Annotated in this window: 21 protein-coding genes and 2 pseudogenes; 12 read left to right on the top strand and 11 right to left on the bottom strand. The window is 68.2% G+C overall.

Annotated elements, in window-relative coordinates:
• Positions 1-110: 110 nt before the first annotated feature.
• A complete protein-coding gene (locus tag IPM60_10440; protein ID MBK8908300.1) occupies positions 111-380 on the top strand; it encodes a hypothetical protein in 270 nt (89 codons plus the stop codon).
• A gap of 36 nt (positions 381-416) precedes the next feature.
• Here the strand turns inward: IPM60_10440 and IPM60_10435 are convergent, their stop codons facing one another.
• The 8 genes and pseudogenes from IPM60_10435 to IPM60_10400 all read right to left on the bottom strand — a co-directional run bounded on the left by IPM60_10435 (position 417) and on the right by IPM60_10400 (position 8,942).
• Positions 417-3,224, bottom strand: coding sequence for an ATP-dependent DNA helicase (locus tag IPM60_10435; GenBank protein ID MBK8908299.1), 2,808 nt, complete (start codon positions 3,222-3,224; stop codon positions 417-419).
• A gap of 160 nt (positions 3,225-3,384) precedes the next feature.
• Positions 3,385-3,711: a Grx4 family monothiol glutaredoxin gene (gene grxD, locus IPM60_10430; protein ID MBK8908298.1), complete on the bottom strand. Its 327-nt coding sequence runs from the start codon at positions 3,709-3,711 to the stop codon at positions 3,385-3,387.
• A gap of 76 nt (positions 3,712-3,787) precedes the next feature.
• Positions 3,788-4,024 (bottom strand): BolA family transcriptional regulator, encoded by a 237-nt coding sequence (locus IPM60_10425; protein ID MBK8908297.1) that lies wholly within the window; start codon positions 4,022-4,024, stop codon positions 3,788-3,790.
• A 4-nt stretch (positions 4,025-4,028) separates the two neighbouring features.
• Positions 4,029-6,270, bottom strand: a pseudogene (purL, locus tag IPM60_10420) (phosphoribosylformylglycinamidine synthase subunit PurL).
• Complete coding sequence (purQ, locus tag IPM60_10415; GenBank protein MBK8908296.1) at positions 6,267-6,956, bottom strand: phosphoribosylformylglycinamidine synthase subunit PurQ; 690 nt, start codon at positions 6,954-6,956, stop codon at positions 6,267-6,269. Before purQ ends, purL begins: the two are co-directional and overlap by 4 nt.
• A 67-nt stretch (positions 6,957-7,023) precedes the next feature.
• Positions 7,024-7,266, bottom strand: a complete 243-nt coding sequence (gene purS / locus IPM60_10410) for a phosphoribosylformylglycinamidine synthase subunit PurS (protein MBK8908295.1) — start codon at positions 7,264-7,266, stop codon at positions 7,024-7,026.
• Between the two features lie 31 nt (positions 7,267-7,297).
• Positions 7,298-8,062 (bottom strand): phosphoribosylaminoimidazolesuccinocarboxamide synthase, encoded by a 765-nt coding sequence (locus IPM60_10405; GenBank protein MBK8908294.1) that lies wholly within the window; start codon positions 8,060-8,062, stop codon positions 7,298-7,300.
• Between the two features lie 103 nt (positions 8,063-8,165).
• A complete protein-coding gene (locus IPM60_10400) occupies positions 8,166-8,942 on the bottom strand; it encodes an NRDE family protein (GenBank protein MBK8908293.1) in 777 nt (258 codons plus the stop codon).
• Between the two features lie 197 nt (positions 8,943-9,139).
• On the opposite strand from IPM60_10400, the gene IPM60_10395 reads away from it, so the two are divergent.
• The 3 genes and pseudogenes from IPM60_10395 (at position 9,140) to IPM60_10385 (ending at position 12,540) form a co-directional block, all read left to right on the top strand.
• Positions 9,140-9,766: a DUF2760 domain-containing protein gene (locus tag IPM60_10395; protein ID MBK8908292.1), complete on the top strand. Its 627-nt coding sequence runs from the start codon at positions 9,140-9,142 to the stop codon at positions 9,764-9,766.
• Between the two features lie 52 nt (positions 9,767-9,818).
• Complete coding sequence (locus tag IPM60_10390) at positions 9,819-11,672, top strand: Hsp70 family protein (GenBank protein MBK8908291.1); 1,854 nt, start codon at positions 9,819-9,821, stop codon at positions 11,670-11,672.
• 31 nt (positions 11,673-11,703) lie between these two features.
• Positions 11,704-12,540: pseudogene (locus IPM60_10385) on the top strand (Hsp70 family protein).
• Here the strand turns inward: IPM60_10385 and IPM60_10380 are convergent.
• Positions 12,448-13,287: a hypothetical protein gene (locus IPM60_10380; GenBank protein ID MBK8908290.1), complete on the bottom strand. Its 840-nt coding sequence runs from the start codon at positions 13,285-13,287 to the stop codon at positions 12,448-12,450. The pseudogene IPM60_10385 and the gene IPM60_10380 overlap by 93 nt on opposite strands.
• A 421-nt stretch (positions 13,288-13,708) precedes the next feature.
• Between IPM60_10380 and IPM60_10375 the strand changes: the two genes are divergently transcribed.
• Entirely contained in the window at positions 13,709-14,506 is a 798-nt protein-coding gene (locus IPM60_10375) for a hypothetical protein (protein ID MBK8908289.1), read from the top strand.
• 82 nt (positions 14,507-14,588) lie between these two features.
• Here the strand turns inward: IPM60_10375 and amrS are convergent, their stop codons facing one another.
• Entirely contained in the window at positions 14,589-15,689 is a 1,101-nt protein-coding gene (gene amrS, locus IPM60_10370) for an AmmeMemoRadiSam system radical SAM enzyme (GenBank protein MBK8908288.1), read from the bottom strand.
• 47 nt (positions 15,690-15,736) lie between these two features.
• Between amrS and amrB the strand changes: the two genes are divergently transcribed.
• The 6 genes from amrB (at position 15,737) to IPM60_10340 (ending at position 23,767) form a co-directional block, all read left to right on the top strand.
• Positions 15,737-17,152, top strand: coding sequence for an AmmeMemoRadiSam system protein B (amrB, locus tag IPM60_10365; protein ID MBK8908287.1), 1,416 nt, complete (start codon positions 15,737-15,739; stop codon positions 17,150-17,152).
• A 13-nt stretch (positions 17,153-17,165) separates the two neighbouring features.
• Complete coding sequence (locus tag IPM60_10360; protein ID MBK8908286.1) at positions 17,166-19,505, top strand: xanthine dehydrogenase family protein molybdopterin-binding subunit; 2,340 nt, start codon at positions 17,166-17,168, stop codon at positions 19,503-19,505.
• A 17-nt stretch (positions 19,506-19,522) separates the two neighbouring features.
• Complete coding sequence (cysQ, locus tag IPM60_10355) at positions 19,523-20,302, top strand: 3'(2'),5'-bisphosphate nucleotidase CysQ (protein ID MBK8908285.1); 780 nt, start codon at positions 19,523-19,525, stop codon at positions 20,300-20,302.
• 31 nt (positions 20,303-20,333) lie between these two features.
• Positions 20,334-21,386 carry a threonylcarbamoyl-AMP synthase gene (locus tag IPM60_10350; protein ID MBK8908284.1) on the top strand — a complete coding sequence of 351 codons (1,053 nt, stop codon included), beginning with the start codon at positions 20,334-20,336 and terminating at the stop codon, positions 21,384-21,386.
• 92 nt (positions 21,387-21,478) lie between these two features.
• The gene (locus IPM60_10345) at positions 21,479-22,918 is read left to right on the top strand and encodes an FAD-binding oxidoreductase (protein ID MBK8908283.1); all 1,440 of its coding nucleotides are present in this window, start codon (positions 21,479-21,481) and stop codon (positions 22,916-22,918) included.
• A gap of 189 nt (positions 22,919-23,107) precedes the next feature.
• Positions 23,108-23,767: a histidine phosphatase family protein gene (locus tag IPM60_10340; GenBank protein MBK8908282.1), complete on the top strand. Its 660-nt coding sequence runs from the start codon at positions 23,108-23,110 to the stop codon at positions 23,765-23,767.
• A 9-nt stretch (positions 23,768-23,776) separates the two neighbouring features.
• Here IPM60_10340 and IPM60_10335 read toward each other — a convergent pair whose 3' ends face one another.
• A complete protein-coding gene (locus IPM60_10335) occupies positions 23,777-24,355 on the bottom strand; it encodes a Uma2 family endonuclease (protein MBK8908281.1) in 579 nt (192 codons plus the stop codon).
• Between the two features lie 298 nt (positions 24,356-24,653).
• Between IPM60_10335 and IPM60_10330 the strand changes: the two genes are divergently transcribed.
• Entirely contained in the window at positions 24,654-25,337 is a 684-nt protein-coding gene (locus IPM60_10330) for a lipid-binding SYLF domain-containing protein (GenBank protein MBK8908280.1), read from the top strand.
• The last annotated feature ends 114 nt before the right edge of the window (positions 25,338-25,451 follow it).

Raw genomic sequence — 25,451 nt, 5'->3', positions numbered from 1 at the left:
TTACCGCCAAGGCGGCGGGGCGTAACATCGCCCCATAAGCACGGCATGACGATCGCGAACCGGAAAAGCTCCGTTGCCTTCGTGCAGACTTCGAACGGGAGGGCGGAATTATGCTTGCCGAGCTGTATTCGGAACTCGTCAGTTTGCACCTCAGGGTACAGAAGTTGGCCGCCAACGGATGTGGACGAGAGGCCGACAACGTGTTCGATCAAATTCTCAGGGTGGAGGATCAGATCTGCGCGACGCCGGCGGCGACCCTCGATGATGCGTTGATCAAGCTCCGCCTGTTCAAGGTGGAAACCAGCGAAGCCATCACGGAGCGCCAGCGCCAAATGCTCGACGAGGTCATCACCGTGCTGCGCCGCGCCACGGAACACTAGCAGCAGCCGGTTCCGTTCAGCGCCGCAAGCGGCGGCTTACGCCTCGCCTGTCCGCACTCCGCCGAAAAAGCACCGGATCAACCCGATGGTGTCGGCGAGTCCCGCGCGTTGGACCGGGACGCCCTCGGGGAAGGCGCCGCAGAGGCGGGACGGCAGGGCGCGATCCAGCATGACGAACACGCCGCGGTCGTCGGCGCGGCGGATCAGGCGACCGTAGGCCTGCTTGAGCTTGAGGCGCGTCAGCATCTCGTCGTAGGCGCGGCCGCCGAAGACCTCGCGGCGGGCGCGGTGCAGGATGTCCGGCCGTGGCCACGGCACCCTGTCGAACACGATCAGGCGGAGCGCCTGCCCCGGCACGTCGATGCCGTCGCGCACCGCATCCGTTCCGAGGAGGCAGGTGTCCGGCTCGGCGCGGAAGATGTCGATCAGAGTGCCGGTATCGAGCGCGTCGACGTGCTGCGCCAACAGCTTGAGTCCGGCTTGGTCGAGAGGCTGGGCGATCTGCCGCCAAGTCGCGCGCAGGCGGCCGATGGCAGTGAACACACCCAACGCGCCGCCGCCGGCGGCAAGGAACAGCTCCCTATACGCCGCGGCCACCTGCGCCTCGTCATCACGGTTGACGTCCGTAACCACCACGATGCGAGTGCTGGTGGCGTAGTCGAACGGGGACGGCACCTCCGAGCGCGCTGCCGGGCGGCCGAGGTGACGGGCGCCGGTGCGCGCCTCGGCGGCGGCCCAGTCCGTCGCGGCGTCGCCGGCGCCCCCGTTGAAGGCGGCATTATCTCGTAAAGTGGCTGACGTGATCAGCATGCCGTGCGCCACCTCGCTCATGGTGGCGATGAATGGGCGCATGGGATCGCGCCAGTGGCGGTGCAGGCCGGCATCCATCAGAGTGCCGAAGGCGCGGTCGATGCCGAGCCAGTCCACGAACTCGGGCGGGGTCTCGCCGTCGACGGCGCGGAGCATCGAGCGCCATGCGGCGACTTGTCCCAGCGCCCGCCGCTCGATGGAGCGCATCGCCGCCTCGACGCGCTGGCGCGCGGCCGTATCCAGTGTTTCGGCCTTGGCATCGAGCAGCGTCGCGAGGCTCCGCACCAGCACGGTCAGCGGCTCCGCGAGACGCGCCAGTTGGCCCTCGAGTCGCCCCGCCGCCTCGACCAGTCCACCGACCGGCGGCCTCAGGTCGCACTCCAGCGCGTAGCCGGGATCCGTTCCGCGAGACTCGGCGGAGCGCGCGAGCACCTGATGGCGAACCAGCGACAGCAGGGATTCCGTCGCGCCGATCGGCGCGCCTTCGGCCAGCCGCCGCCGCCAGCCGGGGCCGGGCAAGGTGCGCGCCGCCTGTCTTGCATCCTCGACGGCCGACGCCGCCGCATCGTCATCGGCAAGTTGCGCGCTGAGCAGGTCGGCGAGACGCTCGCGGAGGCCGCGGCTCCGCGACCACCTCCGCTCCTCCGCGCCGATCAGCCATCGGCGCAGATCTGCCGTATCCCGCCCGGTAAGGTGAGCGGAAAACGCAGAGTCGGCGGCTTCAAACAGGTGGTGGCCTTCGTCGAACACATAACGGGTGGCGAGGCTGGCGTCCTCCGGGCCGCCGAGCGCCGCCTGGACCATGACCAGGGCGTGGTTGGCGACGACGATCTCGGCGCGGCGGGCGCGACGAATGGCGCGTTCCACGAAGCACTTCCTGTAGTGCCGGCAGGCCCCATAGATGCATTCGCCGCGGGTGTCCGTCAGGTCGACGGTCAGGGTCGGGCCAAGCAGGTCGGCAAGCCAGCCGGGGAAGTCTCCGCCGATCATGTCGCCGTCGCGCGTCGCGCTCGCCCACCGCGCCACCAGACCGAGGGCGACGGCGGCGCCGCTACCGCGCGTCGGCAACGACGCCACCGCCTCGTCCATGTTGAGGAGGCAGAACATGTTCTCCCGGCCTTTGCGCACCACCACGCGGCGGCTCTTCCGGCCGAGGTCCGTATACAGCCGATCCAGTTCCTGGTCGATCTGGCGCTGCAGGTTGCGGGTGTAGGTGCTGATCCAGACCGCGCCGCGGTTCTTGCGGGTCCAGACGCTGGCCGGGGCGATATACCCCAGCGTCTTGCCGACGCCCGTCCCGGCTTCCGCCAGCACCACGTGCGGCTCCCCGGCCCGGTCGCGGGGCGCGAAGGCTGCGACGACCTCGGACGCGTATTGCATCTGTTGCGGACGGTGCTCGGCGTCGGCGCCAAGCACTTGCACGAGGCGCGCCCGCGCCTCCACCGGCTCCACCGGCCAGGCTTCCGGCTGCGCCCGCGGCGCCGTTTCCTCCCAGTCCTTGAGGCGGGTCCAGACGCGGAGCCCGGCGGTCGGCTCGTCCGCCGACTGCGGCTCGCGGGCGCCGACGGCGCCCATCACCGGCGCACCCCATGGCCAGCCGCCCCGCGCCATGACCCAGGCGAGGTTGCCGGCGTGGTCGCCGGGCGACGCGCGAAGTTCGGCGAGCAGCGCGCGGGCGACGGCAAACAGCGCTTCCGCCTCGCCCTCCAGCGTCTCCGGAGGCGTCAGCAACAGCGCCTTTGCAAGTCCGCGCAGCGACGGGATGCAGAACCGCCCCGGACGCACGAAAGCATACAGCTCAAGGACATCGAGGGCAGGGAACGGCGTGGTGTTCAGGCGCCGGGCGACCGCCTTGGCATGGCACACGAACGGCCGGCTGCCGCGGCCGATGCGCGCCACCGCCTCCCGCGCGTCGATGGTGGCCACTTCGCCGGTTGGCTCCAGCCACACCGCCGCGGTCAATCCCACCGCGAGCGCGGGCGCTTCCGGCAGCCGGACGGGCGGTGCGGCGGCGGGTCGGGGGGATGTTGTCATCCGGCCAGTATACCCGGCCGCGGCGCCGGGGTCAGCGGTCAGGCTCCGTCGGGTCTGTCCAGCGACCTTCCGTCGCAACATGCGCGACCGGCCACATCAGCGGCCTTCATCGGCGCCCCGGTCAGCCCGTTGAGGAAGTGACTTTAGACGCTCGCTGCAATCATTGCGCGCGGACCGGTTCGAGCAGTTGCTGCAGTTCGCCGGTATCGTACATCTCGCGGACAATGTCGCAGCCGCCGATGAATTCGCCGTTGACGTAAAGCTGCGGGATGGTCGGCCAGTTGCTGAACTGCTTGATTCCCTCGCGCAGCGACGGGTCGGTTAGCACGTCGATGCCCTTGAACTTGACCTCTAACTGGCTGAGAGCCTGCACCACCGCCGCCGAGAACCCGCACTGTGGGAACATCGGCGTGCCCTTCATGAACAGCACCACGGGATTGCTCGAAACTTCCTGTCGAATGCGCTCGAACACCGGGTTTTCAACCATGATCTATGCCTCGCTTTCATCTGTCGTTCATCGTGCGCCTGTGCATCAAGTGCGGCGCATCTCGCAAGTCTTTACGTCAAGGCGCCGGCACGCCGGTCTGGAGCGCGAGCGCGTGCAATTCGCCGCCCATGCGGCCCTGCAGGGCGCGGTAGACCATCTGGTGCTGCTGCACCCGCGACTTGCCCGCAAACGCCGCCGAAACCACCAGCGCCGCATAGTGGTCGCCGTCGCCGCGCAGGTCCTCGATGGTGACTTCCGCATCCGGGATCGCCTCCCGGATCAGCCGCTCGATCTGTGATGCCTCCATGGCCATGACACTAACCGGTCCCGCCCGTTGTGGATCTCGCCCCGACGCCCGCCGCGTAGTTCGGAAGCCATCTCTCGTGCGCGACGCGAAGGCTCTGGAGGGATATGGCGTGGCCGCCCGCAAGGGTCAACATCTCGCCGCCGGTCGTGCCGATAAGCCGCACCGCCACCCCGGCCGCGCCCGCTTGAACCGCCACCGCATTGACCGCATCTTCGGCCACGGCGATCACGTAGCGCCCCTGGCCCTCGCCGAACAGCCACCCGTGCCACGGCTCCTGGACGTCATCCATTTCCATGGCGGCGCCAATCCCGCCGGAGAGCGCCATCTCGGCCACCGCCACCAGCAAGCCGCCGTCGGATAGGTCGTGGCACGCGCCGACCCGCCCGCCTATCAGACCACGGACGAAATCGCCGGTGCGCCGCTCCTGCTCCAGGTCGACCGGCGGAGGCGCCCCTTCTTCCCGCTCCTCGATCTCACGGAGATAGAGGGATTGGCCCAGCCATCCCGCGCCCGCGGCGTCACCGACGAGCAGCAGCTTGGCGCCGCCGGTCTTGATGGCGAGCGACGCAGTGCGATCGAGATCGCGGATCAGGCCCACGCCGCCGATTGCCGGCGTCGGCGGGATGCCGACGCCGTTGGTCTCGTTGTAGAGCGAGACGTTGCCGGAGACGACGGGGAAGTCGAGCGCCCGGCAGGCCTCGCGCATGCCCTCGATGCAGCCGACGAACTGGCCCATGATCTCCGGCCGCTCGGGATTGCCGAAGTTCATGTTGTCGGTGATCGCGAGCGGCAGCGCGCCGACCGCGGTCAGGTTCCGCCAGCACTCCGCCACGGCCTGCTTGCCTCCCTCCACCGGATCGGCGTAGCAGTATCGCGGCGTGCAGTCGGTGGCGAGCGCGAGGCCCTTGGCAGCGCCGTGGACGCGGATGACGGCGGCGTCGCCTCCCGGGCGCTGGACCGTGTCGCCCATCACCATGTGGTCGTACTGTTCCCAGATCCAGCGCTTGCTGGCGAGGTCGGGGCAGGCGAGCAGGCGCTTCAGCGCAGCGATCGGATCGTCGCGACGCGGCAGCGTCGACGGGTCGAACGGCTGCGGTGACGGCGTCTCTGCCCACGGGCGCTCATATACCGGCGCAGACTTGGCGAGCGGGTCGATGGGCAGGTCGGCGACGACGGCGGCATGCCGGCGGACCACCATACGGCCGGAGTCGGTGGTGCGGCCGACAATGGCGAAATCCAGGTCCCACTTGCGGAAGATCGCTTCGGCCTCCGGTTCGCGCCCCGGCTTGAGGATCATCAGCATCCGCTCCTGGCTCTCGGACAGCATCATCTCGTACGCGGTCATGCCGGTCTCGCGCATCGGCACGAGGTCCAGATCCAGCTCGATCCCGACGCCGCCCTTGCCCGCCATCTCGAACGACGACGACGTGAGGCCGGCGGCGCCCATGTCCTGGATGGCGATGATGCAGTCGGTCGCCATCAGCTCGAGGCAGGCCTCGATCAGCAGCTTCTCGGTGAACGGATCGCCGACCTGCACGGTCGGGCGCTTCTCCTCGCCTGTCGGCGCTGAACTCGGCCGAGGCCATGGTCGCGCCGTGGATGCCGTCGCGGCCGGTCTTGGCGCCGACGTAGACCACCGGGTTGCCGACCACCGCGGCGGCAGAGTAAAAGATGCGGTCGGTATCCGCGATCCCGACCGCCATGGCGTTGACCAGGATGTTGCCGTTGTAGGCGGGGTGGAAGGTGCATTCGCCGCCGACCGTCGGCACGCCGACGCAGTTGCCGTAGCCGCCGATGCCGGCGACGACGCCGGCGACCAGGTGCCGGGTCTTGGGGTGGTCGGGATCGCCGAAGCGCAGCGCGTTGAGGTTGGCGATCGGCCGCGCGCCCATGGTGAAGACGTCGCGCAGGATGCCGCCGACCCCGGTCGCCGCGCCCTGGTAGGGCTCGATGAAGGAGGGGTGGTTGTGGCTCTCCATCTTGAAGATCACCGCCTGGCCGTCGCCGATGTCGACCACGCCGGCGTTCTCGCCCGGGCCACACATCACCCACGGCGCGGTGGTCGGCAGCGTCTTCAGCCATCGCCGTGACGACTTGTAGGAGCAGTGCTCGCTCCACATCACCGAGAACACGCCGAGTTCGGTCAAGTTGGGGGCTCGGCCGAGGATGTCGAGGATGCGCCGGTACTCATCCGCTGACAGCCCGTGTTGGGCGACCACATCGGCGGTGACGGGCGGGGAGGCGTCGTTCATGCGAGTGCCGTCACCACGCTCTCGAACAAGGCGCGGCCGTCGGTGCCGCCGAGCCGCGGCTCCCACGCCCGTTCCGGATGCGGCATCATGCCGAGCACGTTGCCCTGCTTGTTTATAATGCCGGCAATGGCGGCCACCGACCCATTGGGATTGGCGTCATCGTCAAGCATACCGTCTGGTCGGCAGTAGCGGAACACCACCCGTCCCTCCCCTTCCAGTTCGTGAACGGTAGCGTCGTCCGCGAAGAAGTTGCCTTCGTTGTGGGCGATGGGCACGCGCAGAACGTCACCCGCGGCGTAGCGCCTCGTGAACAAAGTTAGGTTGTTGTCGACGCGCAAGTGCACCTCGCGGCAGACGAACCTGATGCCGGCGTTGTGCATCAGCACCCCCGGCAGTAGCCCCGCCTCGCACAGCACCTGGAAGCCGTTGCAGATGCCGAGCACCGGCGTTCCCGCCCGCGCCTGCTCCGCCACGCCGCGCATGATCGGTGAGCGCGCCGCCATGGCGCCGGCGCGCAAGTAGTCGCCGAAAGAGAACCCGCCAGGAACGACGATGAGGTCGAGCCGCGGCACCACCGTGTCCTTGTGCCACAGCATCAACGGCGGCGACCCGCTGATCCGCTCCAGGGCCACGGCGGCGTCCCGGTCGCAGTTGGAGCCGGGAAAGACGATGACTGCAGCCTTCATCGGGAGAACACGCCTGGTGGATTTTCGAAGTGTTGGACGCGTTGGCGCAGGGTCGAGCGGCCGCCCGTCAGTCCCCCAGCCGGAATGTATAGTTCTCGATCACCGTGTTGGCGAGCAACTGCCGGCACATGGCGTCGACCTTGGCGTGCGCTCTTTCGGGATCCGACTCCGCCAGGTCCAGCTCGATGTATTTGCCCTGGCGGACCCGCTCGACGCCGCCGAAGCCGATCGCCGCCAAAGCATGCTCAACGGCTTTGCCCTGCGGGTCGAGTACGCCCGACTTCAGCGTAACGTGGATCTTAGCCTTCACCGCCTGCCTGTCCTGGTCATTGGAGTTCATGCTATTGCATGATCTCGGGGCCCTTGAGGTCCGCGGGGCCGCTTTCGGGCAGGATGCCGAGGCGCTTGGCCACTTCCTGATAGGCGGCCGGCGCCTTCTCGACCTCCGCGATGGTCTGGTCGCGCACCAAGCGGTCCGAGTTGCGCATGTCCCATAGCCGGCACGAGTCCGGGCTGATTTCGTCGGCGAGGACGATGCGTACCTGCTCGTCCTCCCACAGCCGCCCGAACTCCAGCGAGAGATCCACCAGCCGCATGCCGATGCCGAGGAACAGGCCGCTGAGGAAGTCGTTGACCCGCAACGACAGCGACATGATCTCGTCAAGATCCTGCGGCACCGCCCAACCAAAGGCGGTGACATGCTCCTCGGAGACCAGCGGGTCGCCCAACTCCTCCGACTTGTGGTGATACTCGACGATCGAGCGCGGCAGCGCCGTGCCTTCCGCGAGGCCGAAGCGGGTGGCGAACTCGCCCGCAGCTATGTTGCGGACCACCACCTTGATCGGCACCATCTCCACTTCCCGCACCAGTTGTTCGCGCATGTTGAGGCGGCGGACGAAGTGGGTGGGAACGCCGATTTCGCCGAGCCGGCTCATCAGGTACTCGGAGATGCGATTATTGATGACGCCCTTGCCGGTGATGACGTTGCGCTTGGGAGAGGAAGACGACGACGACTCGTCCTTGAAATATTGAACCAATGTACCCGGTTCCGGTCCTTCGAACAGGATCTTTGCCCTGCCTTCGAAGATCTGCCTGCGACGGGCCATGATTTTGTGCCTACAACAAAATAATTGCTGGCGGACGCCCATCTGCCCCCGCGCGAGGCTGATATAGCAACTCCCGACGTCCAGCACAACGGCGACGCTTGAGTCAAGGAGCGATCGGCGTGAACGGAACGCGATCGGGCGGTCCCGCTGCGAACAACCAGCACGTCGTGCGCTCGGCGCCGGCGGCGCCGGGGAGCGCGATCAGGGTGGAGCAGACGGTGCCGAAGCCGGTCAAGGTGGCGACGGTCATGGCGCCTCCCGGTCCGGCGTCCGCCTCGCCGGCGCGCTCGCCCAGCAACTGCCGCCAGCTTTTCCAGTCGCCGGAAGCGGGATCCGGGACCGGCGCCGCTTCGAACTGCGGCAGGTAGCAGCGGATGCGCGGCGACCGGAGATCGTTGAGGTCATAGGCGGTGATCATCGACAGTCCGGCCGGCAGGCGGTCTACGGTCATCGTGCCGGCGTCGTCGGAGCCGGAGCCGGAGCGATCGTGATCGACCCTCAGCCAGTAGCCGTCGTCGCGGTCGACGACGATCATGTTGAAGGGGCGATAGTCCGCAGGGTGCAGGCGCCCGAGCGCCGCGACGGCGCTGCGGGCGTCGGCGTAATCGAGCGCCATCAGCGGCAGTTCGCCGCGCGAGCGAAAGCCCGGCGCCGGGCCGAGCGTGTTGATGCGGTTGAGCACCGCTGCGACCACGCCGTGGTCGTTGAGGCCGAGCCAGGTGCCGCCGGCGAGGTCGTCGCGGCCGGCAACCACAGCCGGATGCTCCGGCCAGTGCCGCCCCGGCGGGTGCCACGCCCGATCGGCCATCTCGTCCCGGTTGGCGGCGATCAGGACCGGCCAAGCATGGCCGGGCCGGCGGAGAATTACGATGGTGCACATGACCCAGGGATAAAGCACCCGAGGCGCCAAAGCCATACCAACCGGGTGTTGGCGTTGCGTCCTTGCCGAGGCGTTCTGCGTGGCTTATCTCCGTCTCGGGCTCGCGATTGCGACTTGCCAAATCATCGAAAGTATGGCCATTGCCGGCCGAAAGCGGCTGCGTGGACGCCGAAGTTCAAACAACACCTCCGGTCATCATGAGAACTGCCGCCATCCTAGCCGCCGTCGTAGTGCTCGCACTGGTCGCGCTCACTCTGGTCCCCGACGCCGGCCCCTACCGGTTCCACCTGACGGTTGCCGCGCTCGTCGTCGGCGCCGGCGTCGTCGTCTTGTTGCTCGCAGACCGGGGCGGCCGGGCGAGATCTCCCGCGGTCAAGGCCGAGGCGGTCAAGCCGGCCCCGCAGGCGGCCGCATCCCACCAGGCGGCGCCCCATCAGGCGGCGGCGGAGGTGGTGAGCTTCCTCGCCATCCTGCAGGACAAGGGTCGCTTCGTAGATTTCCTGATGGACGACATTTCCGCCTACAACGACGCCCAGGTTGGCGCCGCCGCACGCATTGTCCACGATGGCTGCAAACGGGTGGTGCAGGAGCACTTCACGATCACTCCGGTCCGCGACGAGGCGGAAGGCACCAAGGTCACCGTGCCGGCCGGCTACGGCGCCGACGAGTACCGCCTGGTCGGCAGGATCTCGGGCGAGGCGCCGTTCACCGGCGTTCTCGTGCATCGCGGCTGGCGCACCGGGCCGGTCAAGCTGCCGCGGGTGCTGAAGACCGGCGGCGACCGGCTTCCCACCATCGCCCCTGCCGAAGTCGAGCTGAAGTAGGCATCCCAGCCATCAACAGCCACGGCATCAACCGCAAATCCCATATGGCTTCATGACGGATACCCAGTTCAGCCTTGGCATCGACCTCGGCACCAGCAACAACGCGATCGCCGTCACCGACCTCGCCGGCGACCGTACCGAGATCGTCGGCGTCACCCAGATCCTCGGGCCCAACCAAGTCGGCGAGCAGCCGACAATGCCGTCGGCGCTCTACATCCCGCACCCGGACGAGTTCCCGGCCGACTCCTTTCCGCTCCCGTGGGTTGACCGGACGACCGCAACCACGGACGAGGCCATCATCGGCCAGTTCGCCCGTGATCACGGCGCCCTGGTTCCGGACCGACTGGTGACGTCCGCCAAGTCGTGGCTCTCCAATCCGCACATCGATCCGCGCCAGCGGTCACTGCCGTGGCGGTCCGAAATCGCGGAGCAAAAACTCTCAGCATTCGAGTGCTCGCGCCGCTACCTCGCGCACCTGCGGGACGGCTTCCTGCATGCCGAGCGTCTGCAGGGCCGCGACTGGGACATCGCGCACGGCCACATCGTGCTCACCGTGCCGGCGTCGTTCGACGAGGTGGCGCGCAACCTCACCGCCGAGGCCGCGGAGGCCGCCGGGCTCGGCCGGGTCACCCTGCTCGAGGAGCCGCAGGCGGCGTTCTATGCGTGGATGGCGGAGGCCGGCAAGGACTGGCGCAGCCGGGTCGCTCCCGGGGACGTGGTGCTGGTCTGCGACCTCGGCGGCGGCACCGCCGACTTCAGCCTGATCGCCGTCAACGAGCGCGAAGGCGACCTGGAGCTGGAGCGCATCAGCGTCGGCGAGCATCTCCTGCTCGGCGGCGACAACATGGATCTTGCCCTCGCCTTCGCCCTGCAGGCCAAGCTGGAAGATGATGGCAAGACCATCGACGACTGGCAGTTCCTGGCGCTCGTCCATGCCGCGTCCCGCGCCAAGGTCGCGTTGTTCGGCGATCCGACCCTGAAATCCGCGCCTATCGCCGTCCCGTCCCGCGGCTCCGGCCTGTTCGCCGGCACCGTCTCGACGATGCTGGAGCGGGCGACCCTGGACCAGGTGGTACTGGAGGGGTTCTTCCCGATGACGCCGGTCACCGAGCTTCCGAAGGAGGCGCGGAGCGCGGGGCTGCAGGAGTTCGGCCTACCTTACGCCGCCGATCCGGTCATCAGCAAGCATCTCGCCCGTTTCCTCACCCGCAGCCTCGCCAACGTCAAGGCGAGCGACGCGCTGGCGGCGCTCGTCGGCGACCGCGCCAAGGCCGCGTCCTTCCTCGCGCCATCGGCGGTGCTGTTCAACGGCGGCGTGTTCAGCGCGAAGCCGATCCGCGAGCGGGTGCTGGCGCTGCTGCGCGCCTGGGCAGAGGGGGAGCCGGTTCGCGAGTTGGCGGGCTTCCAGCCGGATCTCGCCGTCGCGAAAGGCGCCGCAATCTACGGACGCACCCGCGTCACCGGCCGTGGCATGCGCATCCGCGCCGGCGCCGCGCGCTCGTACTACATCGGCCTCGAGTCGTCGATGCCGGCGGTGCCGGGCCTCAAGCCCAAGGTCAAGGCGCTGTGCGTGGTGCCCCAGGGCATGGAGGAGGGCTCCGAGCTGGTAATCGAAGGCCAGACTTTCGGCCTCGTCACCGGTCAGCCCGCCGACTTCCGTTTCTTTTCCTCCGAAGTGCGCAGCGGCGACGCGCCGGGACAGATCCTCGCAGACGCCGAACGGCACCTGGATGAGACGCACCTGCTCGAGGTGACGCTGCCGGCGGTCGACGACCTGCCGGAAGGGCAGGCAATCCCTGTTCAGATCAATTCGGTGATCACCGAGCTCGGCACCCTGGAATTGTGGATGAAGCACGTCAATTCGGACCGCCGCTGGAAGGTCGAGTTCCAGGTGCGGACGGAGTAGGTTGCCGGTCTTGCTGTGATACCCTGGCGTCATGGCCCGTTTCAGCATCGGCATCGACCTCGGCACCACGAACAGCGCGATGGCCTTCGTGCCGCTGGCTGGCAACGCGCCTTCTGAAGTCTTCCCTGTCCCGCAATGGCGTTCGGTAACGGAACTGGCCGCTGCCCCGACCTTGCCGTCGTTCCTCTATCTCCCCGAGGAGGCGGTGGCGGCGCAGCTCCCGGGCCGTGACGAGGCCGGTGCTTCGGGGCGCGCCACGTGGGTCGTCGGCAGCTTGGCCCGCAGACGCGCCGGCGACACCCCCGGCCGCGTCGCCCACTCCGCCAAGTCGTGGCTCTGCCACCACACCGTCGACCGGTCCACGCCGTTCCTGCCGTGGGCATCCGACGACGTGGCGCCCGACCGGAAGATTTCTCCGGTCCGCGCCTCGGCCCTCATCCTCAATTACCTGCGCGGCGCTTGGGACAATCGCTTCGAAGCCTCCGGCGACGACTTCTGCTTCAATGCCCAGGAGATCACCGTCACCGTTCCCGCTTCGTTCGACGCCGCCGCCCAGCGCCTGACGCTCGAAGCCGCCCGCGACGCCGGCTTTCCTGAGACGGTGCGCCTCCTCGAAGAGCCGCAGGCCGCCTTCTACCGCTGGCTGGAGCAGAACGACGCGACGGACGGCCTCCGCCGCCACGTCCCTAATCCGGACGCGCCGACCCACCATGTCCTGGTCGTCGATGTCGGCGGCGGCACCTCGGATTTCAGCCTGTTCGCACTCACCCAGCGTTCAGGCGGCGCCATCCCCGCCATCCGCCGGATCGCCGTCAGCGACCATATCCTGCTCGGCGGCGACAACATCGACCTGGCGCTTGCCCACCTCCTGGAGCCACGGCTCGCCGGCGGCGGCGCCAGCCTCTCCCGCGGCCAGTGGGACCACCTCGTGGCCCGGTGCCGCGACCTCAAGGAGCACGTCCTCGCCACCGACGGCACGCCTCAGGACCGTTTTCCACTCTCCATCCCGGCGCGCGGCTCCGGTCTGATTGCCGGCTCGCTCTCCGCACACGTGACGCGGGACGAGATCGACGCGGTCCTGCTCGACGGCTTCTTTCCAGCCTGCGACTCTGATGAGAGGCCGATCCGCACCCGCGCGGCGCTCAAGGAACTGGGCCTGCCGTACGCCTCCGACAGCGCCGTGACAAAGCATCTGGCGGACTTCCTGAGGGACCGCCCGCGGGTCGACGCCGTCTTGTTCAACGGCGGCACGCTCTATCCGGCCGCTCTGCGCGACCGCCTTCAGGCCGAAATCGGCAAGTGGCAGGGCGGCCCGCCGCCGGTGGTGCTTGCCAACCCGCAGCCGGACCTGGCCGTCGCCTGCGGCGCCGCCTGGTTCGGCAAGCTCCTGCACTTGAAGCAGGAGCGCATCGAGGCCGGCGCCGCCCGCGCCATCTTTATCGCCGCACACGCCGCCGGTCCCGCCGCGGACGGAGGCGCCAAGGCTCCGCCGTCGCTGATCTGTATCGTGCCGCGCGGCGCCTCGTCCGATCAGACGTTCGAGATCGCCGACCATCCGCTGGAGATCCGCACCGACCACCCGGTGCGCTTCCAGACCTACGCGTCGACCCGCCACGGCAAGGTCCCGGCCGGCGCCATCGTCGATTGGGCGGAGCGTGATTTCCAGCCGCTACCGCCCTTGGAAACCGTCGCCCGGCTGGACGATCCGGCAGAGCGGCGCACGGTACCGGTGACGCTGACGGCGCGGCTCAACGAACTCGGCCTCCTCAAGGTTGCTTGCGTCAGCGCGGATGCCGAGATCCGGCAGGTCTGGCCTCTGGAATTCAACCTTCGCCCACACGAGCACGGCAGGGCGGACGCGGTGCCGGAGTCGCTGCCGCAAGCCAACGCGTCGGCGGAGGCGGTGGCCGCCGCCAACGCTCGCATCGAGACACTATTCAACCAGCCGCTGCGGCGCTACCGACAAGCTCAGTGCCGCGCGCCTGCTCAAAAGCCTCGAAGTTATCCTCGGCCTTCCCAAGGGCGAGTGGAACGGGGTGCTGGTCCGCTCCCTGTGGCCCGCCATCCAGCGCTCCATGCCCTGCCGCCGCCAGTCGGTCGAACACGAGGAAACCTGGTTCATCCTCGCCGGCTACCTGCTCCGCCCCGGCTTCGGCGTCGCCCTCGATGCGGCGCGCATCGAGGAGTTGTGGCGGGTGCGCGACGCCGGCCGGTACTTCCCCGGCAAGCGCATCAAGCTCCAGGAGCACATCCTCTGGCGCCGCGTCGCCGGCGGGCTCGCACGCGACCGCCAGGAGCAGGTGTTGGCCGGCGACCTCGATGTCATCCGCCACAACAACAACCTTCCGGCGGAGCTAATCCTGCTCGCCGGCGCCCTGGAGCGCCTCGGTCCAGAGTTGAAGGCCGAGTTGATCCGGCGCTTCATCGCCATCGCCGAGCCGATCGCCCGCGAGAGCAAACACTGCACCCCGATCCTCGCTGCGTTGGGCATGCTGCTCAACCGCACCCCCGTCTACGCCGGCCCGGAGACGGTGGTCTCCCCCGATCTGGTCGAGGACTGCTACGACGCCTTCAAGGACCTCGACTGGTCCGCGCGCGAATTAGCGGAGCTGCAGACACTGTTCCTCCGCGCCGCTCGGGTCGTCGACAACCGAACTCTCGACGCCCCCAAGGCGCTCCGCCACCGCATTGCTAACAAACTCGAACGCGCCGGCGTCGCCCCCGCCAAGACCGCCGCCTTGAAGCAGTTCACCCCGCTGGGACGCACCGAAGGCACCAGCCTGTTCGGCGACTCGCTGCCTCCCGGCCTGCTGCTGCGGACGGACGCGCCGTAGATGGCCGTGCCGCGGCACGAGTAACCGCGCACGCGCTTTCGCAAAATGGCGCGCCACCCTACCTGCCACACCGATCTGCCACTTAAGCCCGAAGCCGCTGCCCGACCCGCAGCGGGCGGCGCTGGCGGCCCCAGGCGCCGGGGCGGGGTTCGAAGACACCGGCAATGGCGGCGCCGCAGCGACCGCAGCGGCCGTCGGCGGCGACATTCCAGGCGATGAGTTCGTACCAATCGCGGCCGATGACCGGGGCGCTGCACTGGGGGCAGCGGGTCGCGTCCCCGTCCAGGTCATGAACGTTGCCGGTGTAGACGTAGCGGGCGCCGGCATCCATCGCGATGCGGCGGGCCCGCGTCAGCGTCGCCGGCGGCGTCGGCGGCACGTCCGTCATCTTCCAGTCGGGGTGGAACGCCGAGAAGTGCAGCGGCACGTCCGGACCGAGATTTTCGACCACCCACCGCGACAGGCTTTCCAGCTCATCGTCCGAGTCGTTGTCGCCGGGGATCAGGAGGGTCGTGATCTCGAACCACACGTTGGTCTCGTGTTTCAGGTAGAGGAGGGTGTCGAGCACCGGCTGCAGATGGCCGCTGCAGAGGCGCTGGTAGAAGTCCTCGCTGAAGCCCTTGAGGTCGACGTTGGCGGCATCCATGTGCCGGAAGAACTCGACGCGCGGCGCGTCGCAGATGTAGCCGGCGGTGACCGCCACCGTCTTGAGGCCACGCGCGCGGCAAGCTTTCGCCACGTCGACGGCGTACTCGAGAAAGATCACCGGATCGTTGTAGGTGAATGCCACCGAACGGCAGCCGCTCTCGACCGCGGCGTCGGCTATCGCCTCCGGCGTCGCCTTCGCGGTCAAGGTGTCGAACTCCCGCGACTTGGAGATATCCCAGTTCTGGCAGAACCGGCACGTGAGGTTGCAGCCGGCGGTGCCGAAGCTCAGGATGGGCGTTCCCGGCAGGAAATGGTTGAGCGGCTTCTTCTCGATGGGGTCGATGCAGAAGCCGCTGGAGCGGCCATAGGTGGTCAGCACCACGCCATCATCCTGACGGGCGCGGACGAAGCAGAGGCCGCGCTGGCCCTCGTGCAGCTTGCAGTAGCGCGGGCAGACGTCGCATTGGATGCGCCCGTCGGCAAGTGCGTGCCAATAGCGGCCAGGGTGGGCGTCGGTGAATCGCGTCTCGTTCATCGCCGGTTCCTGCGCTAGAATCAGTCTATCACAATGGAGCCCCGAAGATGACTCATGTCAGGCATGCTGCCGTCGCGGGTATGTTCTATCCGAACCATCCACGCGAACTGGATTCCGTCGTCCGTCACTACCTCAGCGAGGCTCAAGCGGAGGTCGCGCCCGACGAGGTGTCCCCCAAGGCCATCATCGCGCCCCACGCCGGCTACGTCTACTCCGGCGCGGTGGCGGCGTCGGCCTATGTGCGCCTGAAGCCGCTGGCCGGCAAGGTGGAGTGCGTGGTTCTGCTCGGGCCCTGTCACCGGGTGGCGGTGCGTGGGCTGGCAGTGAGCGGGGCCGACGCGTTCGAGACGCCGCTCGGCGCCGTACCTGTGCATACGGAAGCGCTGGAGCAGATCCGTACCCTGCCGCAAGTCCAGGTGTTCGAAGCCACCCATCGAGACGAGCACTCCCTGGAGGTGCACCTGCCGTTCCTGCAGGCGGTGCTGGGCGACTTCCGGGTCGTGCCGCTGGTTGTCGGTCAAGCGACGGCGATCGAGGTCGCGGAGGTGCTGGAAGCGCTGTGGGGCGGACCGGAGACGCTGATCGTCATCTCAAGCGACCTCAGCCACTATCTCGACTATGACGCCGCCCGCAAAAGCGACTCCGCCACCTGCCGCGCCATCGAGGCGCTGGATGGGTCGGCCATAGATTACGACCAAGCCTGTGGGCGCATCCCCATCGCCGGCCTCTTGACGGTGGCGCGCCGCCGCGGCTTGCACGTCACCACCCTCGACCTCCGCAATTCCGGCGACACCGCCGGCGACAAACGCCGGGTCGTGGGCTACGGCGCATGGATGTTCACCGAACCGGCGGCGGCAGCAGGCGACATGGGCGCGCTGCTGGAGCGGCACGGCGAGACGCTGCTGCATGTGGCGGCAGCGTCGATCGAACACGGTCTCGCCCATGGCCGGCCGCTCACCGTCCATGGCGGCGACTATGCGGCGGCATTGAACACGCCCGGAGCCTGTTTCGTCACCCTGAAGCGGAACGGCGACCTGCGCGGTTGTGTGGGCACGCCGGAAGCGTACCGTCCTCTGATCGAGGACGTCTCTGCCAACGCCTTCGCAGCCGCCTTCCGCGACAGCCGCTTTCAGAAGCTGAAACCGGACGAGCGGGCCGATCTCGTGCTTTCGGTCTCGGTGCTGAGCCCGCCGGAGGCGATGACGATCGGCGGCGAGGCCGACCTCCTCGCGCAGCTCCGGCCCGGCATCGACGGCCTGATCATCCAGAGCGGCGACCACCGAGCGCTGTTCCTGCCGCAGGTGTGGGAGACCCTGCCGCAGCCGCGGCAGTTCCTCGCCCACCTGAAACAGAAGGCGGGGCTTGCCATCGATCACTGGTCCGGCGATGTTCAGGCGTGGCGGTTTACCGCCCGCTCCATCTCGTCCGATGCGCTCCCAGACCCGGCGGCGCTGTGGTCTTAGCAAAGGGTTCATGATGGGAAAGTTCGGGCTCGGCCAGCCAGTACCGCGCACGGAAGATCCGCGCCTGCTCACCGGGCGAGGGCGCTACGTGGCCGACGTGTCGCTGCCGGGACAAGCGGTGGCCTTGCTGCTGCGCTCGCCCCATGCCCACGCCGACATCAACGGCATCGACACCCGCGACGCTGCCGCGGCGCCCGGTGTGCTCGCGGTGTACACTGGCGCCGATATCGCCGCAGATGGCCTCGGCGACATCCCGTGCATGGTTTCCGTCAAGGACGCCGCCGGCCGAGCGCTGCCGCGCCCAGGTCGCCGGCTCCTGGCCCGCGACCGCGTGCGCTTCGTCGGCGAGCCGATCGCCATGGTCGTCGCCGACAGCCTCGCCGCGGCCCGCGATGCGGTTGAGCAGATCGCGGTCGACTATCATCCCCTGCCTGCGTTGGTGACGATGAACGATGCGCTGGCGGCGGATGCTCCTGTGCTCTGGCCGGAAGCCCGGAGCAACGTCGCCCATTTCTGGCAAGCCGGTGACCCGGACGCCGTCGACGCGGCGATGGAGCGGGCGGCGCACGTGGTGCGGGCCGAGATCGTCAACCAGCGCGTCGTCCCCTGCGCGATGGAGCCGCGCGGCGACGTTGGTGTCTACGACGAAGCCGCCGGGCGCTACACCCTCTACACCGGCAATCAGGGCGCCCATCTCATCAAGCAGATGCTGGCCGAGCACACCCTGAAGGCGCAGGCGGACGCCATCCGGGTGGTGGTCCAGGACGTGGGCGGCGGCTTCGGCTCCAAGATCTTCCATTACCCGGAAAATGCGCTGGTGCTGTGGGCGGCGCGCAAGCTGAAGCGGCCGGTCAAGTGGGTCGGCGAGCGCGGTGAGGCGTTCATCGGCGACACCCATGGCCGCGACCAGCGGAACCGCGCCGAACTGGCGCTTGACGCCGACGGCCGCATCACCGCGCTGCGCGTCGCCACCACTGCCAATTTGGGCGCCTATCTCAACTGCTTCGCGCCGGTGATTCCGTCGCAGATGACCGGGCGCATGCTGTCCGGCGTCTACGCCATACCGGCCATTCACGCCACCTGCCGGTGCGTCTACACCAACACCCTGCCAATTGACGCCTATCGCGGCGCCGGGCGGCCGGAGGCGACGTACCTGATCGAGCGGCTGATGGACATGGCGGCGCGCCAGTTGGCCATCGCCCCGGACGAAATTCGCCGCCGCAATTTCATCCGTCCCGAGCAGATGCCGTTCACGACCGCCTCCGGCGCCACCTATGATTCGGGCGATTTCCGCCGCAACATGGAGGACGCCATGGCGGCCGCCGACTGGGCCGGCATGGCGGCGCGGCGGAACGAGGCAGGGGCGCGCGGGCGGCTTCGCGGCATCGGCATGTCAACCTACATCGAGATCTGCGGCTTCGACGCCGAGCGCGCCAGCATTCGCTTCGCGAACGACGGTGCGGTGGACGTGCTGATCGGCACCCAGTCCACCGGACAGGGCCACGAGACCGCCTATGCGCAGATCGTCGCGGACTGGCTGGGCATCCCCATCGAGGCGGTCCGAGTGGTGCAGGGCGACACAGACCGCATCGCCACCGGCGAGGGCACCGGTGGCTCACGTTCGCTGCCGGTCGGCGGCCCCGCCATCCGCAACGCTGTCGACGCCGTGATCGCGCGCGGCCGGACGCTGGCGTCTCATCTGCTGCAAGCGGAGGCGGCGAGCGTCCGGTTTGCGGATGGGCGTTTCGTGGTTGAAGGGTCCGAGCGCGGCATCGGCATCATCGAACTGGCGGCGGCGGCGCGGCATGCCGAGAACCTGCCGCCGGGCGAAGCGGAAGCTGGACTCGATGCCGACGGCGATTTCGCCATCGAGGCGTCGACCTTCCCCAACGGCTGCCACATCTGCGAGGTGGAGGTGGACCCGGAAACCGGGGCGGTCGAGGTTGTCGCATACCATGTCACCGACGACTTCGGCACCATCGTCAATCCGAAGCTGCTGGCCGGGCAGGTGCACGGCGGTGTCGTCCAGGGCATCGGCCAGGCGCTGTTCGAGCAGGCCCTCTACGAGCCGGACAGCGGTCAGCTCCTTTCCGGCTCGTTCGCCGACTACCCGTTGCCCCGCGCCGGGGACGTGCCGCCGTTCGGCTTGGCCTTCAACGTCGTGCCCTGCACCACCAATCCGCTCGGCATCAAAGGCGCCGGCGAGGCGGGAACCATCGGCGCCTGTCCCGCGGTGATCAACGCCATCCTTGATGCGTTGGCCCCATTGGGGGTCAAGCACCTTGACATGCCCGCGACGCCGGAGAAGATCTGGCGCGCCATCCGCGCCGCCGCTTCTCCTCCAACCCTTTGAACTGGAGCAACACCTAAATGTGGACCATCACAGAACGGCTGGTCGATCAGGTGCGATCGATCGCCGAGAGCGCTGGCGAAGAGATCCTCCGCGTCTACCGTACCGACTTCGACGTCGAGAGGAAGGGTGACGCTTCGCCGGTGACCGAAGCGGACCGCCGCGCCGAGCAGATGATCATCGAGGCGCTCCGCACCGAGATCGGATCCGACCTGCCCATCGTCGCCGAGGAGGAAGTGGAGGCCGGTCGGGTGCCCGAAGTGGGTGACGGGCCGTTCTGGCTGGTGGACCCGCTCGACGGCACCAAGCAGTTCATCAACCGTCAGGGCGAGTTTACCGTCAACATCGCCCTGATCGAGAACCGCCGGCCGCAGTTGGGCGTGGTGCACGCGCCGGCGGTCGACACGACGTACTGGGGCAGCCGCCACGGCGCCTTTCGCCGCAACGACGGCGGAGAGGCGCAAGCCATCCACTGCCGGACGTTCCCGGAGCGGGGCATCATCGCCGTCGCCAGCCGCTCTCATCGCACCCCCGAGACGGACGATTTCCTGAACAAATTCGACGTGGCGGAGGCCATCAGTTCGGGCAGCTCCATCAAGTTCTGCATGGTCGCCGACGGCCGCGCCGACCTCTATCCGCGCCTGGGGCGGACAATGGAGTGGGACACTGCCGCCGGCCACGCGGTGGTGCGCTTCGCCGGCGGCAGTGTTTCGAACCTCGACGGCAGCGAGTTCCTCTACGCAAAGCCGGGCTTCGAGAACCCGCACTTCGTGGTGCGCGGCGCGCCGCCCGCGTCATGACCGGCACGGCTGGCATGACCGGCACGGTTGAGTGACCGGCGGCTCGCACAACGTCCGAGCGGCGACCGCCGAGACCATCGCCGAGGCGGCAGCGCGCCTTGCCGCGGGCGAGTTGGTGGCGTTTCCGACCGAGACCGTCTATGGCCTCGGCGCCGATGCCACCAACGATCTCGCCGTGGCGGCGGTGTTCAAGGCCAAGCAGCGGCCGCGCTTCAATCCCCTGATCGTCCACGTCGTCGACTTCAAGGCGGCAGAGCGCATCGCCAAGTTCGATGCAAAGGCGGAAGCCGTAGCGGCGTGGCACTGGCCCGGTCCGCTGACCCTGGTGCTGCCGCGGCGGGCGGACGCCGGCCTCTCCTATCTGGTCAGCGCCGGCCTGAACACGGTGGCGGTGCGGGTGCCGAGCCACGCCATCGCGCAGGCGTTACTGGCAAAGTGCGGTCGACCGGTGGCGGCGCCGAGTGCCAATCCCTCCGGGCGGGTCAGCCCGACCACGGCGGCCCACGTGGCGGACACGCTCGGAACCGCGGCAGCCATGATTCTCGATGGCGGACCCTGCCCGGTCGGCGTCGAGTCGACGGTGCTCGACCTTACCGGTCCCAAGCCCGTCCTGTTGCGCCCGGGTGGTCTGGCGGTGGAGTCGTTGGAGCGGCGCATCGGTCCGATCGCGCCGGCCGGCGGCGGCGATCGCCCCCGCGCGCCCGGCATGCTCGCCCGCCACTACGCGCCGGCGGTGCCGGTTCGTCCCAATGCCTTTGCCGTCCACCCCGGCGAGGCGCTGCTCGGGTTCGGTCCGGAGGCGGTGAACGCGACCCTCAATCTCAGTCCGCGCGGCGATCTCCAGGAGGCTGCCGCCAACCTGTTCGCCATGCTGCGGCAACTGGATCGTCCCGAAGCCTACACCGCCATCGCCGTGATGCCGATCCCCTGCGCCGGCCTCGGCCGCGCCATCAATGACCGCCTCCGCCGTGCCGCCGCGCCTCGCCCGCCGGCCGGTGAGGGAACGGGCGACGTTTGGGATGCCGAGCGCGGTCCGGCTGCCCCCTGCGTGCTGCCGGGGACGGGCGACAGGGACGACGGGTAACAGCGGATCGCCCTCGCCCGCCGGTCGCACCTCATGAGCGATGACCATGCGCCGTCGTTGCGGCGCCGCCGCGAGACGCTTAAGTAGAAATCATGAAAAACCTTGCCGAAACTGCCGTCGAGGCGATTCACCAGGAGGCGCTGCAGGCGATCCGCCATGTGGTCGGGCCCAAGGGCTGGATAGACGCGGCGGACGATGTGGAGCCTTATCTGGTCGAGGAGCGCGGCCTGTTCCGCGGACGCTGCGACGCCGTTGTCCGCCCCGCCGATACGGCGGAAGCGGCAGAGGTGGTGCGCCTCTGCTCGGACGCCGGCATTTCGATCGTCCCCCAGGGCGGCAACACCGGTCTCTGCGGCGGCGGCGTGCCGGACGGCGGCATCGTTCTGTCGACCACGCGCCTGAAACGCATCCGCCGCATCGATCGCGACAACCGCACCATGGTCGTAGATGCCGGGGTGGTCCTCGCCGACGTGCAGGCGGCGGCGGACGAGGCCGGCCTCCTGTTCCCGCTCAGCCTTGGCGCCGAGGGGAGCTGCTGCGTTGGCGGCAACCTCGCCACCAACGCCGGCGGGACCAATGTGGTTCGCTACGGCAATGCCCGCGACTTGGTGCTGGGGCTGGAAGTGGTGTTGCCGGACGGACGCGTCTGGAACGGGCTCCGGGAGCTGCGGAAGGACAACACCGGCTACGACCTGAAGGCGCTGTTCCTCGGCGCCGAGGGCACCCTCGGCATCATCACCGCTGCGGTCCTCAAGCTGTTTCCCAAGCCGCGCTCGAGCGCCACGGCGCTTGCCGCGGTACCCACGGTGAATGCCGCGGTCGATCTCCTCAGCCGGGTACAGGACGCCATCGGCGACAGCCTGAGCGCCTTCGAATTCATGGGCCGCCGCGGTATAGACTTCGCCATCCGGCATGTGGACGGCATCATCGATCCGTTGGCGGAGCCGCATCCGTTCTATGTTTTGATCGCGCTCGCCACGCCGCGGGCGGACGCGGCGCTCGCAACGGCGCTGGAAGACGTGCTGGCGGCAGCGTATGAAAGCGACCTGGTGAGCGACGCCGTCGTCGCCGCCAGCGAGACGCAGGCGCGGGAGCTGTGGCGCATTCGCGAAGCCATACCCGAGGGCCAGAAGCCGGAAGGCGGCAGCATCAAGAACGACGTGTCCGTCCCCGTCTCGAAGGTAGCGACGTTTCTCGATCAGGCGACGGAGGCGGTGGAGGCGGCGCTGCCCGGCATCCGGGTCGTGCCGTTCGGCCACCTCGGCGACGGCAACGTCCACTTCAACCTCACGCAGCCGGAAGGCATGGATGCGGCCGCGTTCCTCGCCGAATGGGACCGCTTCGACCGCATCGTCTCCGACATCGCCATCGGCCTCGGCGGCAGCTTTTCCGCCGAGCACGGCATCGGCCGCCTCAAGTGCGTCGACATGCAGCGCTATAAGTCGGAGGTCGAACTCGACCTGATGCGGACCCTCAAGCGCGCCATCGACCCCAAGGGCATCCTGAACCCCGGCAAGGTGATCACCACGTAGCGCAGCGGTTCATTTAGAGAATGCGCCATTGCTGCACGTAACTCTTGATTCTCGTGAACACTACCACCCATTCGACTGAACCATCGAACGGGTCTGTGCGCCGGACGGGCGGCGCCGGTTCCCCACTGCCGGCATAGCGAGCATGTTCTTGACAGTGGAAGCCGCGGTCAAAAAGGAGAGACGCCCGGCATGACCGCGCCAATGCGGCCGACCGAGTGGTGGTGGGTGCGGCACGCGCCCGTCATTGGGCCCGCGGGCTGCATCCACGGTCAACATGATGTCGCCTGCGATCTCTCGGACCGGGACTGTCTCGCCGCCCTTGCCCGGGCGCTGCCGGACGACGCGGTGTGGCTGGTGACGTCGCTTCGCCGCACCCGCGACACTGCCGCGGCGATCGCCGCCATGGGGAAACATGTGCCGGAGCCGATCGTCGAGCCGGACTTCGTCGAGCAGAGCTTCGGCCGCTGGCAAGGGTTGAACTGGGAGGAGATGCAAGAACGGGATCCGGCCGCCTATGACGCGTTCTGGCAAGACCCGACCCGCAATCCGCCGCCGGGCGGGGAGAGCTTCGCGGCGCAGATGACGCGGGTCGCCGGCGCCATCAACCGCCGCACCACCGAGTTCGCAGGCCGCCGCGTCGTCAGCATCAGCCACGGCGGCACCATTCGGGCGGCAGTGGCGGCGGCGCTGGCGCTCGCGCCGGAAGCGGCGATGGCGGTGGTGATCGACACCCTCTCGGTCACCCGCTTCTCGTTCGTGGAGGACGGCCTGTTGCGTGGCCGCGGGGGCGTCTGGCTGGTCCAGGGCGTCAACGCACCATGCCGGTGGGATTTGGGCGGCGGAAAATGAGGGGGTGCTTCAACTTTGCCCGAACAGGCCGCTGAGGTCGATGGTGATCCCGGGTAGAGCCGCCACAGTGAGGGCTGCCGGTTCCCGAAGCTCACGCCTGTCGGTGTAGGTGTGGCCCTCGGGGCGGCGGTGCACCGTCAGCGCGCGCGTCTCCAGATCGACGATCCACACCTCCACAATGCCGGCTCGGGCATAGAGCGGCAGCTTGACGTCCCGGTCGTAGCGGAGACTGGTGTCCGACACTTCGATCACCAGGTACGCGTCATCCGGCTGCGGATGCCTCTCGCGGAAAAAATCGTCACGTCGGGCGACGAGCGTCAGATCCGGATGCACCTCCGTGCGCTCGTCTATTAGCACCGGATTCTGAACACGGACCCGCGCATGATTGGTGACCGCCGCAAACAGTCGTTCGGCGAGAAAATCAACGACGCCGGCATGGGCGCTGCCGATCGGGCTCATGTCGATGATTTCTCCCTCCACCAATTCGACGCGCTCCTCGGGGGCGAACACCCCTGCGCCCTCCATCCGGTGGAAGTCGCTCACACTCAGCTTGTGACGCTGATACGAAGCTTCGGCAGTCGCGGACATCGCAGCGCTCTCCCATGCGTACCATTCGTGCCTAACCAGCAATTTGTAGTCATCTGCCGCAGGGACAACAACGGCAGGGGTTGTCGTCGTGGTTCATCCTCCATTCCGTCGATCGAAACGCCTGATTCGCCCGTGCCACTTCTTGAAGACGCGCCCGTCGCAGAAAAAGCCGTTGCAGCGCAGAATGTTCACACCGGTTGCTGACGCGATCATCGGGCGCCGCGTACCATCCTCCGGGCTACTGTCTGCCAAGATTCGTCTGCAGCGATTAATCTGCAGGGACAAGGAGAGGCTCTCCATGCGCACCCCGCTCGCGATCGTCACGACTACCGTCTTCATGCTCCTCATAGGCGCTTGCGTTTCAAGCTTGCCACCGCGTGCGGACGCCGAGGTCCTGGTGGAAAGGTCGCGTCTGAGCCTGGAGGCCTTCAAGAAGGGACCTGAAGAACCCGATCAGAAGTTCCGCAACGAACTCGCTCATGCTCAGGGCTTGATGATTTTCCCGTCGGCCTTCAAGGGCGCCTTCGTGCTCGGCGCCGAGGGTGGCGACGGCATTCTGATCGTGAAGGACGAGAACGGCCAGTGGGGTTACCCGGCGTTCTACACGATGGGCGCCGGCAGCTTCGGCTTCCAGATCGGCGCCGTCGCGTCCGAAATCATCTTGGTGCTGCGCAGCGATCGGGCGGTTCAGGCGGTGGTCTACAACCAGGGCAAGCTGGGGGCTGACATGGGGGTGACGGTTGGCACCATTGGCGGCGGCCTGGAAGGCTCGACGACCACCAATGTCGGCCCCGACATCGTCGGCTTCTCACACGGCACCGGCGTCTACGCCGGCTTGTCCCTCGAAGGCGCCGCCCTGGTCCGTCGCACGGACCTGAACGAGGCGTACTACGGGCCGGGCGCCAACCCAGCCGCCATCGTCTTCCAGCAAAAATACATGAACGCCCACGCAGAGAACCTGCGCACTGCCCTCGTCATGTGATCGGCCACCGCTAATTCAGCGGCGTATTCGAGGAACACTGCATTGCTGCACGTAACCTGCTGATTCTCGTGCGCACGATGACCCGTCCATTCGACAGGATCATTCGGGCCGGTC

This window comes from Rhodospirillales bacterium (assembly GCA_016710335.1).
Lineage (GTDB): Bacteria > Pseudomonadota > Alphaproteobacteria > Rhodospirillales > Defluviicoccaceae > JADJXQ01.
The sequence above is the reverse complement of the archived record's forward strand: the minus strand, read 5'-3'. Positions and strand labels throughout refer to the sequence as shown.

What these genes read in the sequence shown, in the direction of transcription:
- IPM60_10440 (MBK8908300.1), top strand. Translation starts at nt 111, where the DNA reads ATGCTTGCCGAGCTGTATTCGGAACTCGTCAGTTTGCACCTCAGGGTA.
- IPM60_10435 (MBK8908299.1), bottom strand. Translation starts at nt 3,224, where the DNA reads ATGACAACATCCCCCCGACCCGCCGCCGCACCGCCCGTCCGGCTGCCG.
- grxD (MBK8908298.1), bottom strand. Translation starts at nt 3,711, where the DNA reads ATGGTTGAAAACCCGGTGTTCGAGCGCATTCGACAGGAAGTTTCGAGC.
- IPM60_10425 (MBK8908297.1), bottom strand. Translation starts at nt 4,024, where the DNA reads ATGGCCATGGAGGCATCACAGATCGAGCGGCTGATCCGGGAGGCGATC.
- purQ (MBK8908296.1), bottom strand. Translation starts at nt 6,956, where the DNA reads ATGAAGGCTGCAGTCATCGTCTTTCCCGGCTCCAACTGCGACCGGGAC.
- IPM60_10405 (MBK8908294.1), bottom strand. Translation starts at nt 8,062, where the DNA reads ATGGCCCGTCGCAGGCAGATCTTCGAAGGCAGGGCAAAGATCCTGTTC.
- IPM60_10400 (MBK8908293.1), bottom strand. Translation starts at nt 8,942, where the DNA reads ATGTGCACCATCGTAATTCTCCGCCGGCCCGGCCATGCTTGGCCGGTC.
- IPM60_10395 (MBK8908292.1), top strand. Translation starts at nt 9,140, where the DNA reads ATGAGAACTGCCGCCATCCTAGCCGCCGTCGTAGTGCTCGCACTGGTC.
- IPM60_10390 (MBK8908291.1), top strand. Translation starts at nt 9,819, where the DNA reads ATGACGGATACCCAGTTCAGCCTTGGCATCGACCTCGGCACCAGCAAC.
- amrS (MBK8908288.1), bottom strand. Translation starts at nt 15,689, where the DNA reads ATGAACGAGACGCGATTCACCGACGCCCACCCTGGCCGCTATTGGCAC.
- amrB (MBK8908287.1), top strand. Translation starts at nt 15,737, where the DNA reads ATGACTCATGTCAGGCATGCTGCCGTCGCGGGTATGTTCTATCCGAAC.
- IPM60_10360 (MBK8908286.1), top strand. Translation starts at nt 17,166, where the DNA reads ATGGGAAAGTTCGGGCTCGGCCAGCCAGTACCGCGCACGGAAGATCCG.
- cysQ (MBK8908285.1), top strand. Translation starts at nt 19,523, where the DNA reads ATGTGGACCATCACAGAACGGCTGGTCGATCAGGTGCGATCGATCGCC.
- IPM60_10345 (MBK8908283.1), top strand. Translation starts at nt 21,479, where the DNA reads ATGAAAAACCTTGCCGAAACTGCCGTCGAGGCGATTCACCAGGAGGCG.
- IPM60_10340 (MBK8908282.1), top strand. Translation starts at nt 23,108, where the DNA reads ATGACCGCGCCAATGCGGCCGACCGAGTGGTGGTGGGTGCGGCACGCG.
- IPM60_10335 (MBK8908281.1), bottom strand. Translation starts at nt 24,355, where the DNA reads ATGTCCGCGACTGCCGAAGCTTCGTATCAGCGTCACAAGCTGAGTGTG.
- IPM60_10330 (MBK8908280.1), top strand. Translation starts at nt 24,654, where the DNA reads ATGCGCACCCCGCTCGCGATCGTCACGACTACCGTCTTCATGCTCCTC.